The sequence below is a fragment of the Saccharospirillum salsuginis genome, assembly GCF_014651855.1.
GTDB classification, from domain to species: Bacteria; Pseudomonadota; Gammaproteobacteria; order Pseudomonadales; family Natronospirillaceae; genus Saccharospirillum; species Saccharospirillum salsuginis.
Window position 1 is genome coordinate 52,004 of sequence record NZ_BMXR01000007.1, and the last position, 16,011, is coordinate 68,014.

14 protein-coding genes are annotated in these 16,011 nt (G+C 58.3%); 12 read left to right on the forward strand and 2 right to left on the reverse strand.

What is annotated here, in order from left to right; all coding sequences use genetic code 11:
- The first annotated feature begins 251 nt into the window (after window positions 1-251).
- The 9 genes from IE111_RS14315 (at window position 252) to IE111_RS14355 (ending at window position 10,941) form a co-directional block, all read left to right on the forward strand.
- On the forward strand, window positions 252-1,040 hold the full coding sequence (locus tag IE111_RS14315) for a helix-turn-helix domain-containing protein (RefSeq protein WP_189609921.1): 789 nt from the start codon (window positions 252-254) through the stop codon (window positions 1,038-1,040).
- Window positions 1,041-1,370: 330 nt separating this feature from the next.
- Window positions 1,371-4,556, forward strand: coding sequence for a bifunctional proline dehydrogenase/L-glutamate gamma-semialdehyde dehydrogenase PutA (gene putA / locus IE111_RS14320; protein WP_189609923.1), 3,186 nt, complete (start codon window positions 1,371-1,373; stop codon window positions 4,554-4,556).
- A gap of 171 nt (window positions 4,557-4,727) precedes the next feature.
- Entirely contained in the window at window positions 4,728-6,188 is a 1,461-nt protein-coding gene (gene putP / locus IE111_RS14325) for a sodium/proline symporter PutP (RefSeq protein ID WP_189609925.1), read from the forward strand.
- A 447-nt stretch (window positions 6,189-6,635) separates the two neighbouring features.
- On the forward strand, window positions 6,636-7,466 hold the full coding sequence (locus IE111_RS14330) for a transporter substrate-binding domain-containing protein (protein WP_189609927.1): 831 nt from the start codon (window positions 6,636-6,638) through the stop codon (window positions 7,464-7,466).
- A 169-nt stretch (window positions 7,467-7,635) separates the two neighbouring features.
- Entirely contained in the window at window positions 7,636-8,313 is a 678-nt protein-coding gene (locus IE111_RS14335) for an amino acid ABC transporter permease (protein ID WP_189609930.1), read from the forward strand.
- Window positions 8,310-8,972: an amino acid ABC transporter permease gene (locus IE111_RS14340; protein ID WP_189609933.1), complete on the forward strand. Its 663-nt coding sequence runs from the start codon at window positions 8,310-8,312 to the stop codon at window positions 8,970-8,972. Before IE111_RS14335 ends, IE111_RS14340 begins: the two co-directional genes overlap by 4 nt.
- Complete coding sequence (locus IE111_RS14345) at window positions 8,969-9,691, forward strand: amino acid ABC transporter ATP-binding protein (protein WP_189609935.1); 723 nt, start codon at window positions 8,969-8,971, stop codon at window positions 9,689-9,691. Before IE111_RS14340 ends, IE111_RS14345 begins: the two co-directional genes overlap by 4 nt.
- Window positions 9,692-9,703: 12 nt before the next feature.
- Complete coding sequence (locus IE111_RS14350) at window positions 9,704-10,474, forward strand: AraC family transcriptional regulator (RefSeq protein ID WP_189609937.1); 771 nt, start codon at window positions 9,704-9,706, stop codon at window positions 10,472-10,474.
- Between the two features lie 122 nt (window positions 10,475-10,596).
- Window positions 10,597-10,941 (forward strand): carboxymuconolactone decarboxylase family protein, encoded by a 345-nt coding sequence (locus IE111_RS14355; protein ID WP_189609940.1) that lies wholly within the window; start codon window positions 10,597-10,599, stop codon window positions 10,939-10,941.
- A 122-nt stretch (window positions 10,942-11,063) separates the two neighbouring features.
- Here the strand turns inward: IE111_RS14355 and nhaD are convergent, their stop codons facing one another.
- The gene (nhaD, locus tag IE111_RS14360) at window positions 11,064-12,419 is read right to left on the reverse strand and encodes a sodium:proton antiporter NhaD (RefSeq protein WP_189609942.1); all 1,356 of its coding nucleotides are present in this window, start codon (window positions 12,417-12,419) and stop codon (window positions 11,064-11,066) included.
- Between the two features lie 72 nt (window positions 12,420-12,491).
- Window positions 12,492-12,821, reverse strand: coding sequence for a hypothetical protein (locus IE111_RS14365; RefSeq protein ID WP_189609944.1), 330 nt, complete (start codon window positions 12,819-12,821; stop codon window positions 12,492-12,494).
- 171 nt (window positions 12,822-12,992) lie between these two features.
- On the opposite strand from IE111_RS14365, the gene IE111_RS14370 reads away from it, so the two are divergent.
- The 3 genes from IE111_RS14370 (at window position 12,993) to cfa (ending at window position 15,886) form a co-directional block, all read left to right on the forward strand.
- A complete protein-coding gene (locus IE111_RS14370) occupies window positions 12,993-13,583 on the forward strand; it encodes a DUF998 domain-containing protein (protein ID WP_189609946.1) in 591 nt (196 codons plus the stop codon).
- On the forward strand, window positions 13,580-14,461 hold the full coding sequence (locus tag IE111_RS14375) for an AEC family transporter (protein ID WP_189609948.1): 882 nt from the start codon (window positions 13,580-13,582) through the stop codon (window positions 14,459-14,461). The genes IE111_RS14370 and IE111_RS14375 overlap by 4 nt, the downstream gene beginning before the upstream one ends.
- Window positions 14,462-14,665: 204 nt before the next feature.
- Window positions 14,666-15,886: a cyclopropane fatty acyl phospholipid synthase gene (cfa, locus tag IE111_RS14380; protein ID WP_189609950.1), complete on the forward strand. Its 1,221-nt coding sequence runs from the start codon at window positions 14,666-14,668 to the stop codon at window positions 15,884-15,886.
- Window positions 15,887-16,011: the final 125 nt, after the last annotated feature.

Sequence of the window (16,011 nt, forward strand, 5' to 3'; positions counted from 1 at the left end):
TTGTAAGAGCAAGGTACGTGCCTGCATTGGGTGCGGCGGAAACGTCCCGGGTGCGCCAGGGCGGTGCAAGGGCGGCCCGGTGCGGGTTTTATTCGCTGTATTTCGGTGCGTCGAGCTGTGCGGATGCACCGACCGTTCGACCGGTGTTGCTTGGCAAACCGGGGCTGGCTGGGTATCGTATTCGTTTGATCGTGTCATAATGACAGGTCAGGTCCTGTTCAGGCAGGTGGTCGGCGTACCGGGAGCGAGCTATGTGGTTAGGTGGATTGAGTCGTCTGGCTCAAATGCCGCTGAGTGGCGATCGGCATAATCATCGGCATCATCAGGTGGTCCTTGGCTTCGAAGGCGAAGCGGCTTTCGAGCTTGAAGGCAAGGGTGGTGATCAACTGATGCTGGGTGCCGGCTGCCTGGTGCCTACCGAGTGCAGCCATGCCTTCCAGGGGCTGGGCGACAATCGCATGGTGGTGCTGGACTTCGAGCTGGAAACCGCGGTGGATTCACGCATCGACCGGGAGATCCTCAGCCGCCTGTTCGATCGGCCTTACTATTTCCGTCTGGACGGTCAGTTTGCCCAGTTGCTGTCGGCGATGGCGCGGGAGATTGATCAGTACGGGGCGGACCCCCACATGCAGCAGCATGTCAGTGCCCTGTTGTTGCACAGCCTGTATCAGCGCCTGACCGGAGCATCGTTGCCGGCACAGGACCATCAGGGGCGATTCGACATCACCCGCATCGATCATCTGATCAAACAGCGCCTGCAGGACAAGGTGTCGGTGGCGGATATGGCCGAGGCCTGCCACATGAGCGTTAGCCAGTTCCATCTGCGGTTTCGGCAGGTGACGGGGATGACGCCCTACCAGTATGTGATGAAGCATCGTCTGGACCAGGCGGTCTGGTTGCTCCAGTGTTCCACCCATTCCATCGCCGATATCGCCCAGGAAACCGGCTTTAGCAGCCAAAGCGCCCTGACCCATGCGGTGAAAAACCAATACGGTCTGTCACCGGGTCAGGTCCGCAAGCAGAAGCCTCTGGCCCATTGAGATTGAAGGCTCTTTCTGAGCTTTTACGGCAGGGACGACCCGCCACACCTGCAGGAGCGCACTCCGTGCGCGACCACAGCGCTCTCTCCCATACATAGGTAAGGGGGACGCTTTTCCACACTGAACAACCCCCGTCACACCAGCCTGACACCCAATCCGCTCCTTATAATTCCCCATCCCCATACCCTCTTTCCTACCTGAACTATGTTAACCCCTTAACAAATCGCCGGACGTTTTCGCAAAAACTCCGAAGATTTTGACAAGCCGTCACACTCCTGTGCCGGTATGTTTCGCACAATGCGCCAAAAACAACTAACAGGCAGGTTTGAAATGACTCAGTTTGATGCCTCCCGTGTGTTCTCCGGGGACTACGCCACTCTGTCCCCGGCGGACTGGTTCCAATTCATTGTCAATCAGTATGCGGTTGAAGAAGACGAGTACATGTCCCAGCTGGTCGAGCTCGCCGAGCCGACGCCGGACAGTCGTGACCGTGTCGAGAAGACGGCGCGACACATCGTGGAAAAGGTCCGCGATGAAGGGGATGTGGCCCATGCCGTGGATAAACTGTTGCAGCAGTACAGTCTGGACAACGAAGAGGGTGTGATCCTGATGTGTCTGGCGGAAGCGCTGATGCGCGTTCCGGATCCGGACACGGCGGACGACCTGATTCGCGACAAGTTGTCGGTGGCGGACTGGAAAGAGCACATGGGCAAGTCCGATTCCCTGTTGGTGAATGCGTCGACCTGGGGCTTGATGCTGACCGGCAAGGTGACCTCGCTGGACAGCCGGGAGACGTCGCCGGCGAACTTGCTGTCGAAGTTGATCAACCGAGCCGGTGAGCCGGTAATTCGCGCCGCGATGCATCAGGCGATGCGGATCATGGGCAAGCAGTTCGTTTTGGGCCGCACGATCAAAGAGGCGATCAAGAACGGCAAGCCCTATCGCAAGAAGGGCTACACCTATTCGTTCGACATGCTGGGCGAAGCGGCCTTTACCGACCCGGATGCGCAGCGTTATTTCGAATCCTACCGTCAGGCGGTTCGCACTCTCGGCGAACGCATGGACGAGTGGGCCGGCGATGCGCCGAAACCAACCATTTCCATCAAACTGTCGGCCCTGCATCCGCGTTACGAGGAATCCCACGACGCCTGGGTGCAAACCGAACTGGCGGACCGTGTCGCCCAATTGGTGCGCGAAGCGCGTGATCTGGGTGTGGGCATCACCATCGATGCCGAGGAAATGGACCGTCTGGAACTGTCATTGCGTCTGTTTGAAAAAGTGTATCGCAGTGACGCGGCCAAGGGCTGGGGCAATTTCGGTCTGGTGATTCAGGCATATTCGAAGCGGGCTCTGGCCGTACTGGGTTACCTGACGGCGTTGTCGAAAGAGCAGGGCGATGTCATTCCGATTCGCCTGGTCAAGGGCGCTTACTGGGATACCGAAGTGAAGCACGCCCAGGTATTGGGCCTGGCCGATTACCCGGTGTTCACCCGTAAGGAAAACACCGATGTATCCTATCTGGTGTGCGCCCGCTATTTGATGGGCGAACAGGTCAATGGCGCGATCTATCCGCAGTTCGCGACGCACAACGCGCACACGGTGGCGAGCATCGCCGAACTGGCGCGTGAAAACCCTTCAATCGATTTCGAATTCCAGCGTCTGCATGGCATGGGCGATGCGCTCTACGACACCCTGCTGGGTGAAGAGAAACCCCGGGTACGTATTTACGCGCCCGTCGGCGCCCATAAGGATCTGCTGCCCTATCTGGTTCGTCGGCTGCTCGAAAACGGCGCCAACTCTTCGTTCGTTCACCGCCTGGTGGACGCCGAAACGCCGATCGGCGACCTGGTGTCCTCACCCGTCGATCTGGCCAAGAGCCGGCCGGTCTTCCGCAACCCGAAAATTCCTCGCCCTTCGGATATTTACGGCGATGTTCGCCGTAATTCCCAAGGGTACAACTTGAATGTCGCCTTTGAACGGGAGCCTCTGTTGGAAAACGTAGCCGCCTTCGATGATCGCCAGTGGTCGATGAAACCGTTGGTCGCCGGTGTGTCCACCGCCACGGACGTCGTGAAAACCATCACCAGCCCATACGACACCCGCCAGACCGTCGGTCAGGTGCACTGGACGCAACCGGAACACGCCCGCGATGCGCTGGCCAAGGCCGATGCCGCCTGGTTTGACTGGAACAAGACACCCGCAGTCAAGCGTGCCGCCTGCCTGGATCGTCTCGGCGATCTGCTGGAAGAACATACCGCCGAATTGATGGCCTTGTGTGCCCGGGAAGCCGGTAAGTCCCTGCAGGACAGCATCGACGAAGTGCGCGAAGCCGTGGACTTCTGTCGTTACTACGCCTCGCAGGCCCGCGAGACCATGAATGAAGCGACGCTGTTGCCGGGACCAACCGGTGAGAGCAACGAGCACTATTACGAAGGCCGGGGTGTATTCCTGTGCATCAGCCCCTGGAACTTCCCGCTGGCGATTTTCACCGGTCAGATTTGCGCGGCCTTGGTCGCCGGCAATGGCGTGTTGGCCAAGCCGGCCGAGCAAACCTCTCTGATCGCCGGTCGCGCCATCGAATTGTTCCACGAAGCCGGCGTCCCGACGGACGTGTTGCATTACCTTCCGGGTGATGGCGCGACCATCGGTAACGCCATCATGGACGACGAACGTCTGTTGGGTGTGGCATTCACCGGTTCCACTGAAACCGCACACATCATCAATCGCACGCTGGCGGCACGCCAAGGCGCCTTGCCGACCTTCATCGCGGAGACCGGTGGCCAGAACGCCATGATCGTCGATTCGACCGCTCTGCCGGAACAGGTCGTGGCCGATGTCATGCAGTCCGCTTTCGCCAGTGCCGGTCAACGCTGTTCAGCGTTGCGCGTACTGTGCGTGCAGGACGACATCGCCGACCGCGTGGTCGATCTGATTCGTGGTGCCCTGTCCCGTGTGGAAATCGGTAACCCGCAGAAATACGAAACCGACTGCGGCCCGGTGATCGACGAAGAAGCCCTGCAGGGGCTGAGCGACTACGTCGAAAGCTGGCGCGGCAAAGGCCGGGTTCTGGCCGAAGCGGAACTCGGTACCGAAGCCGCCAACGGCCACTTCCTGGCGCCGGTGGCGATCGGCATCGAGAGCATCGATGAACTCGGTCGCGAACAGTTCGGCCCGGTCCTGCACGTGTTGCGTTTCAAAGCGCGCGAACTGGACAACGTCATCGCCGACATCAACCGTACCGGTTACGGCCTGACGCTCGGCATTCACAGCCGCAACGAAGCGACGGCCGCCTACATCGAATCCCGTGTGCGTGTCGGCAACTGCTACGTCAACCGCAACCAGATCGGTGCCGTCGTCGGCGTGCAGCCGTTCGGCGGTCGGGGACTGTCCGGAACCGGTCCGAAAGCCGGCGGCCCGAACTACATCAAGCGTTTCGCCACCGAACGGGTGCGCACCATCAACACCACGGCCGTGGGTGGAAACGCAACGCTGCTGTCGTTGGAAACCGACGACTGACAGTGACCGAAGTCGCGGCTCGAGGCCAAAAGCCTCGAACCGCGCCTGTCCGGATCAAAGCCAATTTCACCGTTGGTTTCGATCCGGGCTCGCCCGGCAGTCACTCGTATGTCGGGTTCATTGATACTGAGTAGTCACTCAATCACAACAATTACAATCTCGGAGAGAGCTATGAGCAATACTTTTGCAGTCAGCTTGACCTTTCTCGCCTATCTGGGGATGATGCTCTGGATCGGCGTCTGGGCGTATCGCCGCACCAATAACCTGTCCGATTACATCCTAGGCGGTCGCCAATTGGGCGCCTGGCCGTCGGCTCTGTCCGCCGGCGCGTCCGACATGTCGGGTTGGTTGCTGCTGGGTCTTCCCGGTGCCATGTACGCCTCCGGTCTGGGCGCTTCCTGGATCGCCATCGGCTTGTTGGTGGGCACCTACATCAACTGGTTGGTTGTCGCCCCGCGTTTGCGGAGTTATTCGCAAGCCGCCAACGATTCCCTGACCCTGCCGGAATATTTCAGCAACCGCTTTGAAGATACGGTGGCCATTCGCGCCATCGCCGCATTCTTCATTTTGTTGTTCTTCCTGTTCTACACCAGTTCCGGTCTTGTCGCCGGCGGCAAGTTGTTTGAAACCGTCTTCGGTCTCGACTACAAGATCGCCGTGACCATCGGTACCGTCGCAGTGGTGTCCTACACCCTGTTCGGTGGTTATCTGGCGGTCTCCTGGACGGACCTGGTTCAAGGCCTGCTGATGGCGGCGGCGCTGATCATCGTTCCGATCACCGCCTTTATCGTCATCGGTGAAGGGCCGGTGGCCATTCTGGAAGCCAAGAACCCCAACATGCTGAGCATGTTTACCAATCCGGATGGGTCCACGCTGGGGATGATCGGCATTGTGTCCTCCCTTGCCTGGGGCCTGGGTTACTTCGGTCAACCGCATATCCTGGCTCGCTTCAAGGGCATCAAGGACCGCGCCGAAGTTAAAACCGCCCGTCGCATCGCCGTGACCTGGACCTTCATCGGCATGGCCGGTGCCCTTCTGGTCGGCGCGGCCGGCAACGGTTACTTCGAAAGCGGCCTGGCCGATGGCGAAACCGTCTTCATCTCCTTGGTTCAGGCGCTGTTCCATCCGCTGGTGGCCGGTGTTCTGCTGGCGGCGATCCTGGCGGCCATCATGTCCACGGCCGACTCCCAGTTGCTGGTGTCCTCTTCCGCTCTGACTGAAGATTTCTATAAGTCCATCTTCAACAAGGATGCCGATCCGAACTCGCTGATGAAGATCGGCCGTATCGCCGTCGTCGTCATCGCCGTAGTCGCCTGGTTCCTGGCGTTGAATCCGGAAAGTTCTGTTCTGGGTCTGGTGTCCTATGCCTGGGCCGGCTTCGGTGCCGCCTTTGGTCCGGCCGTCATCCTGTCGCTGTATTGGCCGCGCATGAACCGTTTCGGCTGCCTGGCCGGTATCGTGGTCGGTGGCTTGACTGTGGTGATCTGGAAGCAACTGTCCGGTGGCATTTTCGATGTCTATGAAATCGTACCCGGCTTCCTGCTGGCAACACTCGCCATCACTGTTGTCAGCGTTATGAGCTCTGTCCCGTCCCGCGAGATGGAGTTGAAGTTCCAGGAAGTGAACGGCTAAACCCATCTCTTTCGGTTCGTGCACGATAAAGCCGGCGTTCCGCCGGCTTTTTTTATTTACCCTGCCATTGAATTCTTCCGTTGTTGTAAACTCTTCAAAATAAATATGCACTGAATCAGTGCGTCATTCGATAGGTTTTCAATCCATATTGGAGCGGAAAACTCGACAATTGGAATTTAATATCACTCGTTAATTCCTTTTCGATTGGCGATAAACACATTGATAGGATTCAGGAAGTTTATCGTAGGATTTATCAAATCTTTCCGGTCGGTCTGAGTAATATAGATAGGGACTTGCGAATCCTTCCGACGATATTCGAAGTCGAATAATAATGATAAATCGCTGTCCGAGGCATTGAACCGTTCAGCTTCGATACGCCGTCACCATCGCCTGTATCCGAAGGTGCGGTTGGCCGTGGCCAGCGCACAAATTGGAGAGTCAAACCACATGAATAACCTGTTCAAAGGTGCCGCATCCGCTGTGTTGGCACTGTCTGCTTCTGTCCTGATCACCGGCCAGGCCGCCGCCGATAAACTCGACGATGTCCTCGCCGATGGCGAGTTGCGGTGCGCTGTCGTACTGGATTTCCCGCCCATGGGGTTCCGCGATTCCAATAACGAACCGGTCGGTATGGATGTCGACATGTGTGCCGATCTCGCTGCCGCCATGGGCGTCGATCACCAGGTGGTCGGCGTGACCTGGGCCGAGCGGATTCCCGCTTTGATCTCCGGTAAGGTGGATGTTGCCATCGCCTCATCTTCCGACACCCTGGAGCGGGCTCAGACCGTGGGCTTCACCGTTCCCTACATGGTGTTCCAGTTCCAGGCGCTGTTGAAAGAGGATGCGGACATCACCGCATGGGAAGACCTTGAAAGCGCCCGTGTTGGTGCCGCTGTCGGTACCACTTACGAGAGCGAGTTCCTGGCCTACAAAGACACCCATTGGCCGGATGCCGAGGGTCGCTATGTTTCCTTCCAGAGTGAGAATGAATCGTTCCTGGCCGTGTCGCAAGGCCAGGTCGATGCGGTCATCGTCACCGATACGGCCGCAGCGAATGTCGTCAATTCCGACAAGTACGGCGAACTGAAACTGGGCCCGGTGGCTCCGTTCGGTGCCGACTATGTCGGCATGATGACCCTGCGTCAGGAATACGGCTGGATCAATTATCTCAACCTCTTCATCAACCGTCAGATCCGCAGCGGTCGTTTCGACGAGTTGTATGCCAAGTGGATTGGCGGCGAACCGCCGGCACTGGACATTCCGGGTGTTTACTACTGATTCGGCTGCGCCTTTGCCGGATTCGAGTCGGATATTCCGGCGGTACTCGACCGGCAAAGGTCTTTTTTCGAATCCCGTAGTACCGTGAAAAGTACCGAGAATAGTACCGTGAAACCAAGCAGTGGCCTGTCCACAGACAGGTCCACTTGGCTCAGAGGTAGAGAGCTGTATGGATTATCAATTCTTGTGGCGCCCGGTCATCCAATCACTGCCGCAAATGCTGGGTGGTGCTTCGGTGACTTTGCAGGTGTCGGTTCTGTCCATGGCGATTGGCATGGTATTGGCGCTGATACTCTGTTTCGCCAAGATGTCGTCCTTCGCCGGTTTACGATTCGTCGCCAATATCTGGATCGAGATCGCCCGTAATACGCCGGCATTGTTTCAATTGTATTTCTTCAAATTCGGTCTGGGTGCGGTCGGTATTCTGATCGATTCCTACATTACTGTCGTCATGGCCCTGGCCTTCAATACCGCCGGGTATATGGCGGAAACGTTTCGAGGCGGTTATGCCGCCATCCCCAACACCCAGCTTCGGTCGGCGCGATCCCTGGGAATGACCGCCTTCCAGGCTCAGGTGCATGTCATGTTTCCGCAATTGCTTCGAGCCGTCTATCACCCCATGACCAATCAATTCATCTGGGTCATCCTGATGAGTTCGCTGGGCATGCTGGTCGGGCTGAGGGAGCTGTCGGGGGAAACCCAGTTCCTTTATTCGAAGACATTCCGTGCTTTCGAATACTTCGCGGCGACCGCGATCATCTATTACCTGATCGCCAAACTGGTACTGGGGCTGATGACGTTGATCGGCAACAAGGTGTTCGGGTTGAACCGGGGAGGTGTTGCATGACCACCGTAGCCGTTTTCGGCGATTTACAACCGCAGGACCTGCTTTTCCTGGGCGAGGCTGCCTTGCGTACTCTGTTGATTTCCAGTGTGGCCATCGCGACCGGAAGTCTGGCGGGCATTGTCTTCGGCTGGATGATGGCGGCCGGCAACCGGACGGTGCAGTTCGCGATGAATGCACTGCTGGATATTTTTCGCAGTGTGCCCTTGCTGATTCAGCTCATCCTGTTCGATGCCTTCGTCTCCATCGCCGGGTTTCCGATGCCGGCTTTTTGGTCGGGCACTATGGTTTTGTCCGTCTACACCTCGGCCCTGGTGGCTTCGGTGGCACGCGGCGGTATCGAGTCCGTGCCGGCCTCCCTGCGCCGCGCCAGCCGGTCGTTGGGGCTGAGCTACTGGCAGGACATGCGGTATGTCGTCTGGCCGGTCGGGCTGAGATCGGTATTCCCGTCCTGGGTCGGGGTATCGCTCAGCGTGATGAAGGACTCCGCCCTGGTGTCCGTCATCGGGTACATCGAGTTGCTCAAGGCGTCCCAGATTCTCATCACCCGCACAGCGGAAACCTTCTTCATTCTGGGTATCGCGGGTCTGTTTTATTTTGCTCTGTCATTTCCGCTGTCCCGGGCCGGGCAGTACGTGGAAAGAAGGTGGCAACAGTCATGATTAGTGTGAAAAACGTTCGTAAGTCCTTCGGCGATGTCGAAGTGTTGAAAGGCATCGATCTGGAAGTGAACCAGGGTGAAGTCCTGTCGGTCATCGGCGCCTCCGGTTCCGGCAAGTCGACGCTGCTGTATTGCATCAACGGTCTGGAACCCGTTCAACAGGGCGTGATCGAAGTGGACGGCATGAGCGTTCACGACAAGAAGACCAACCTGAATCACTTGCGCCAGAAGATCGGCATGGTGTTTCAGCAGTGGAATGCCTTCCCGCACCTGACCACCCTGGAAAATGTGGCCCTGGCGCCGCGAAAGGTGAAAACGCTGCCCAAGGCGGAAGCCGAGGCTCTGGCGGAAAGCCAACTGAAGCACGTCGGGCTCGGCGACAAAATGCACCTCTATCCCAACGCCTTGTCCGGCGGTCAGCAACAGCGATTGGCCATTGCGAGAGCCCTGGCGATGGAGCCGAATTACATGCTGTTCGACGAGGCGACTTCCGCGCTGGACCCCGAACTGGTCGGCGAGGTGCTCGATACCATGCGCCTGTTGGCGGAAGAGGGGATGACCATGATCGTCGTCACCCACGAGATGGGGTTTTCCCGGGATGTCTCGGATCGCGTTGCCTTTTTCCACAAGGGGGTCATCGAGGAAATCGGCGAACCCGAGCAGGTGTTCGGTCAGCCGTCGAGCGAACACCTGCAAAAATTTCTCGCCAAGGTTCGTTAAGAGGTCGATGCCATGCGGGATGCCGTGAGCAAATTGATGCGGATGCCGCAGCAGCCCGATCACCACCATCACACCCATCATCAGCTTGTGCTGGGTATCGAAGGGCAGGCGGTGTTCGATCTGTTGGGCGGTGGCGAAAGCCGGATCGCGCTGGGAGACGGCTGCCTGGTTCCATCGCAATGCGAGCATCAGTTTCAAGGGTCGCACGCCAACCGGATGCTGGTGGTGAACTTCGAACCCGGTGGTGTGTTTCAGAATGAACTGGAGCGGGAGATGCTGCAGCAGCTGTTTTTCAGGCCGCTGTATATTTCCGTCGATGCGCAGTTTTGCGATCTGTTGAAAGCTCTGGCGTATGAATTGCACCAGTCCGGATCGGCCGCGCACATACAGCATCACATTCGTTCGCTGATGCTCTACTCACTGTATGAGCGCGTGGTGGGGCGGCAACCGGAAGCAGCCTCCGGCCATGATCGACTGAATCTGACCCGGCTGGATGAGTACATTCAGGCTCACCTGCATGAAAAAATTCAGGTCGCACAATTGGCGGAACTGTGCCATATGAGCGTGAGTCGATTTCATGCCTGTTTTCGGGAGCGAACCCGCTTGTCCCCGTACCAATACGTCATGAAACGTCGTGTTGAGCGAGCGGCCTGGCTTCTGCAATCGACTTCCCTGCCGGTCAGCGAAGTCGCCGGTAGAACCGGGTTCGTCAGTCGCAGCTCCCTGAATGTGGCCATCAAGCGGGAGTTCGATGTCTCACCGGTTAAGCTGCGCAGGGATTAGCGGTATCTCTTGAGAGGTATATGTGACGCGGTTTTTAAAGGTTTTTGGCATAAGTTGATCCGCGTCAACTCCCGGCACTCGCCTACCTTGTACATTAGTAAAAACTAAATAAGGAGGCGATTATGAACGCAATGCTCGACAACCTGAAAGCCCTGACTCCCAGCCTGATTGCTTTACGCAAAGATCGGCCGGACATGTACGATGCCTTTCAATCGGTAGGCAAGACAGTCTACAAAGACGGGGAAATCTCTCATCTGAACAAGGAACTGATGGCGACGGCGATCGCTCTCAGCCAAAAATGCGACCCCTGCATCGCGCATCATGTGAAGGCCCTGGTGCGCATGGGGGTGACTCGCGGCGCTTTTGAGGAAATGCTGGAAGTCGTGGTGCAGATGGGCGGTGGCCCGGGCTTGATGAAAGCCGGGGAAGCCCTTGGCGTATTCGACGAGCTGACGAAAAAAGACTGACGCTGGATTGACTGGATTAAAAAAGGCTCCTTTGGGAGCCTTTTTTGTACATGGACGTACTTATACTGCGGGTACAGGGCGGTCCGACGTTGCGGGGTGCGGGAGCCGTGTTTGACTGCCCGCTACACCATCATCTGATACGTAAACGCACCGGCCACATAGCCCAGCAGCGCCAGTGGGGTGATGTATTTGAGATACCAGAAGAAGTTGATGCGTTCCATCCCCATAGCGGCGACGCCCGCCGCCGAGCCGATGATCAGACAACTGCCGCCGGTACCGGCCGAATACGCCAGGAATTCCCAGGTCGGGTGATCGGTCGGGTATACGCTGAGGTCGTACATGCCCATGGTGGCGGCAACCAGGGGAACGTTGTCGATGACGGCGGACATCAGGCCGATCAGGAACACAATCACGTTGATGTTGCCGATCGTCTCGTCGAGCCAGACCGCGAGATGATGCAACAGGCCGGTCGCCTCCAGCGACGAGACGGCCAGCAGAATGCCGAGGAAGAACAGGACGCTCGGTGTATCGATGCGCTTCAGGATACGGGTGATGTGGAGCTCGGTGTCGTCGTCGTAATCCGCGCGGTGATGAATGATTTCACTGACCACCCAGAGTACGGACAGACTGAGCAGCATGCCCATGAACGGGGGCAAGTGGGTGAGTGTTTTGAAAATCGGTACGAACAGCAGGCCGCCGACGCCGACACCGAAAATGATGTTGCGATGGCGTTTGGTGACGATGTCGACTTCGTGCTGGTGCACGCGCTGTGGCGGCTTCACGTTCTGACCGCGTTGCGACCAGCTTAACCAGAGCATGGGCACGATCGCGCAGACCAGTGACGGGATGATCAGCGTCTTGATGATGGCCAGTGTGGTGATCTGGCCGCCGATCCAGAGCATGGTGGTGGTGACGTCGCCAATCGGCGACCAGGCTCCGCCGGCATTTGCCGCGACCACGATGATCCCGGCGAAAAACAAACGTTCCTGTCGGCTGGCGATCAGTTTGCGGATCAGGGAAATCATCACGATGGTCGTGGTCAGGTTGTCCAGAGCAGCGGACATGAAGAAGGCCAGGCCGGTAACCATCCACAGCAGCGCGACCTTGCGAGTCGCTGTTATCCGGTCGGTGATGATGGCGAAACCGCCGTAGGCGTCGACAAATTCGACGATGGTCATGGCGCCGAGCAGGAAAAACAGGATGGAGGAGATTTCACCGAGAAAGGTGAGCAACTGGTGTTCGCCGACCCAGGTATGAACCAGCTCGGCACTGTTCATATGGGCGTTTTCTTCCAGGAACCAGTTCGGCAGGCTGTCGATGGCGACCAGATCACCGGCGAAGAGGATGTAGACCGACCAGCAGAGCACCGCGCTCATGATGGCCGGGGCCGTTTTGTCGATCTTCAGGCCGTGTTCGGCGATGATCGCCAGGTAGCCCAGGGTAAAAAAGGCAATGATCAGAAAAAGCGCAAGGGACATTTGCAGCTCCTGTTAAATGTGTTTCAGGCACGGTCGGAAAATCCGAACGGACGCCCGCGAGAAAAAGGGAGGTCACACTATAACAGGGTAGGGCGGGGCTTGCGGCCAGTAACTCCAGTGATGACTGACGGAGATCAACTCAGCGCAGGGCGCACTGTTGAGCCCTGTGTTTCGCATTGGGGCCGCTAAAGTCGGCCGGGTGTTGTCAATACCCAGGAAGGGAGGGTCGGAGCTGGTCGGGTCGTTGCCCGACAGGGCGGCGAAGCCGTCCCGAACCGGCTCATCCGGGGCCGCCTCCGAATCGATGCACCGCTGAGTCTCCGTCGTTTGCGCCCAGGCCGGCACACTGGCCAATACCGTCAAGGCGAACAGCAGTGAATGCAACGAATGAAAGGCAGACATGGGTGGCATCTATCCGGTCGGAGACCGGCGTATTATTCAGAAAGTCGGTTCAATTGCAAAAACAACCCGGTTTACCGGGTCGGACGGAACGCCTCTTCCTACTTTATGACACTGTACGAGCCCCCGATGGCTCGGTAAGCTAGCCGCTCATTTTTGTGGAGTCCGTCACGGGTGTTGACCAAAACCGTCTTTCTATCGGCCCTGGCCAGTGCCTTGCTCATCCTCATGCCCTGGGTGTTGGGCGCACAGGTGAGTGGCTATGATGCGACCCGCTTCATCAGCGAACTGGGGGCGTTGGATATGCCCAATCGGTCCATGGCCAACGGCGCCTTCTTCCTGATCGGTGCTTTTTGGATGGGCACGACCGAGGCCGTCCGTAAAGGACTCGAGCCGGCGCCGATGGACCCCTGGATACGATTCGGCGTCATCGCCTTTGCCGCCAGCTACATTGGCAGTGTGATCTTCCCCTGCGATTACCAGTGCCCTGTGGGCGGTTCCTTCAACCAGACCGTACACAACACCCTGATCTGGGTCCTGTACGCCGGTGCCTTTGTCGCCGCGGTGCGCATGCCGCTGCCGGGGCGAGTCGGTCTCGGCCGCACCCTTAAAGTACTGACCGTGGTGTGTTTCATGTCCATGCAACTGGCGGCCTGGGAGCGGGACTGGTGGCCGGGTATCTGGCAACGCGCCTATGAAGCCTGTTTCGTCGTGCTCTGGTGGCTCTGGCTGAACAACCTGTACTCGCGGAAGGAGGCCGAATGATCGAACGCATAGCCGGCATTGTCGTCCCCATCTTCCTGGTGGTGGTGGTCGGTTACCTGTACGGGCGCAAGCATGCCCCCGACATGGAAGCGGCCAACCGCATCAATATGGACGTCTTCACCCCCTTTCTCATTCTAAGCGTCTTCGCGTCCAGACCGCTCAACCTGGGCGACTATGCGCCGCTGGCACTGGCGGGAATTCTGGTCACCCTGGTCCCCGGCATCGGTGCCTGGCTGCTTGCCCGGGCCATGGGCGTGCAATGGAAAACCTTCGTACCGCCGATGATGTTCCGCAACAGCGGCAACATGGGCCTGCCGCTGTTCCTCTTCACCTTTGGCGAGCAGTACATGCCCGCCGCCGTCATCCTGTTCATCGTCGAAAATACACTGCATTTCACGGTCGGCATGTGGATGCTCAACCCGGGAACCCGGCTGTTGCAGGTGCTGCGCAACCCGATGATTCTCGCCGCCATCGGCGGCCTGGTGATCGCCGGGTCCGGCATCAGCCTGCCCGACTGGCTGGTCCGCTCCCTTGAACTGCTGGGCGACATCGCGGTACCGCTCATGCTGTTCGCTCTCGGCGTCCGTCTCGTCAACCTCGACCTCGCCGGCTGGCGCATCGGGCTCGTCAGCGCCGTCGCCGCGCCGATTCTGGGTGTGATCATCGCCTGGCCTTTGGCCGTCGGCTTCGGTCTCTCGCCCGTCCAGCAGGGCATGCTCATCCTGTTCGGCGCCTTGCCGCCGGCGGTACTCAACTACCTGGTCGCCGAACGGTACAACCAGCAGCCCGAACAGGTGGCCGCCATGGTGCTGTTTTCCAATGCGGCCAGCCTGGTGGTGATGCCACTGGTGCTAGCCTGGGTACTTGGGGGCTTGTAGGGCGGCGGCGCGGATTCCGCCACACCGCCTCCGAGTCACCATCAAACGCTGTAACCGTGCAAAATTTGTACTATTGACTATATTGAGGGAATTAATTCGAACACACCCGAACACTCGGGTTAGTGTGCATGTATGGATGCCTGAGGGCCTTCAATAGCAGTAGAGCGCATTCAGGCACTTTATTGCGGATTACAGGAGGTTGGGATGGCCAGTTATACCGAGATCAAGACGGACAGCCAACGCAGTCTGGCGCACTCAAACCGGGACGCCTGGCAACAACGCTCCCGACGCAAGATCAGCCCCAACACCAATCCCCCCGATTTTTTCGTCAAACTCCTCGAGCCCGCCGATATTCGCCTCAACGGCGACCGTCCCTGGGATATTCGCGTTCACAACCCCAAACTGTACAAGCGGGTTTTGCGCCACGGCTCGATCGGTTTCGGCGAAGCCTATATGGAGGGCTGGTGGGACTGCGACCGGCTCGATGAGATGTTCACCCGGTTGCTCGGCGCCGGTATCAGCCAGAATGTCAGTGGTGTGATGCGGCTGAAAATGGCGTTGGGCGCTCTCAATTACCGGTTGTTCAACTTTCAGAGCATCAAGCGCGCCTTCCACGTCGGAGAACACCATTACGACATCGGCAACGACCTCTATCGTCGAATGCTCGACCCCCTGATGAACTACAGCTGCGGTTACTGGGCCGAGGCGGATAGCCTCGACGATGCGCAGATCGCCAAGCTGGATCTGGCCTGCCGCAAGCTGAAACTGGAGCCGGGCATGAAACTGCTCGACATCGGCTGCGGCTGGGGGGCCATGGCCCTGCATGCGGCCCGGCATTACGGCGTCGAGGTGACCGGGGTTACGGTCTCCCGGGAGCAGAAGAAGTGGGCCGACGAATTGACCAAAGACCTGCCGGTCGATATCGAATTGATGGATTACCGGTCATTGACCGGGCAGTACGACCGCATCGTGTCGATCGGGATGTTCGAGCATGTCGGCGTCAAGAATTACCGGACCTATTTCCGCAAAGCGGCCGATTTGCTGACCGACGACGGCCTTTTTCTGCTGCATACCATCGGCGATGAGCGTCGCAGCCACGCGCCGGAGCCTTTCATCCACAAATACATCTTCCCGAACGGCAAGATTCCCTCACGCCGGGAAATCAACGACACCAGCTTTGGTTTGTTGAGATTGGAAGACTGGCACAATTTCGGACCGGACTATGACCGCACCCTGATGGCCTGGGCCAACAATGCCCAGGCGGCGTGGCCCGAACTCGGTGACCGCTACGATACCCGGTTCCGGCGGATGTGGATGTACTACCTCCACAGTTGCGCCGGGTTCTTCCGCTCACGCAAGGGGCAGTTGTGGCAGTTGGTGTTCAGCAAGCCGGACAACCGGAACGAGTACCGCAGCCTGCGCTGAACGCCATCAAAGACTCTGAACCGGAACGTCGAACGGCCGCCTTGAGCGGCCGTATTTGTGTCTGAATCCCGGTCTGAGGTCGTAATTGTGTCTTTCTGTTCATAAATGGAACGACCGTCATTAAA

Excerpts from the sequence above, each read along its gene's own strand:
- IE111_RS14375 (WP_189609948.1), top strand. The coding sequence starts at position 13,580 with ATGATCGAACGCATAGCCGGCATTGTCGTCCCCATCTTCCTGGTGGTG.
- IE111_RS14365 (WP_189609944.1), bottom strand. The coding sequence starts at position 12,821 with ATGTCTGCCTTTCATTCGTTGCATTCACTGCTGTTCGCCTTGACGGTA.
- IE111_RS14315 (WP_189609921.1), top strand. The coding sequence starts at position 252 with ATGTGGTTAGGTGGATTGAGTCGTCTGGCTCAAATGCCGCTGAGTGGC.
- putA (WP_189609923.1), top strand. The coding sequence starts at position 1,371 with ATGACTCAGTTTGATGCCTCCCGTGTGTTCTCCGGGGACTACGCCACT.
- IE111_RS14345 (WP_189609935.1), top strand. The coding sequence starts at position 8,969 with ATGATTAGTGTGAAAAACGTTCGTAAGTCCTTCGGCGATGTCGAAGTG.
- IE111_RS14335 (WP_189609930.1), top strand. The coding sequence starts at position 7,636 with ATGGATTATCAATTCTTGTGGCGCCCGGTCATCCAATCACTGCCGCAA.
- IE111_RS14340 (WP_189609933.1), top strand. The coding sequence starts at position 8,310 with ATGACCACCGTAGCCGTTTTCGGCGATTTACAACCGCAGGACCTGCTT.
- IE111_RS14350 (WP_189609937.1), top strand. The coding sequence starts at position 9,704 with ATGCGGGATGCCGTGAGCAAATTGATGCGGATGCCGCAGCAGCCCGAT.
- IE111_RS14330 (WP_189609927.1), top strand. The coding sequence starts at position 6,636 with ATGAATAACCTGTTCAAAGGTGCCGCATCCGCTGTGTTGGCACTGTCT.
- putP (WP_189609925.1), top strand. The coding sequence starts at position 4,728 with ATGAGCAATACTTTTGCAGTCAGCTTGACCTTTCTCGCCTATCTGGGG.
- IE111_RS14355 (WP_189609940.1), top strand. The coding sequence starts at position 10,597 with ATGAACGCAATGCTCGACAACCTGAAAGCCCTGACTCCCAGCCTGATT.
- cfa (WP_189609950.1), top strand. The coding sequence starts at position 14,666 with ATGGCCAGTTATACCGAGATCAAGACGGACAGCCAACGCAGTCTGGCG.
- nhaD (WP_189609942.1), bottom strand. The coding sequence starts at position 12,419 with ATGTCCCTTGCGCTTTTTCTGATCATTGCCTTTTTTACCCTGGGCTAC.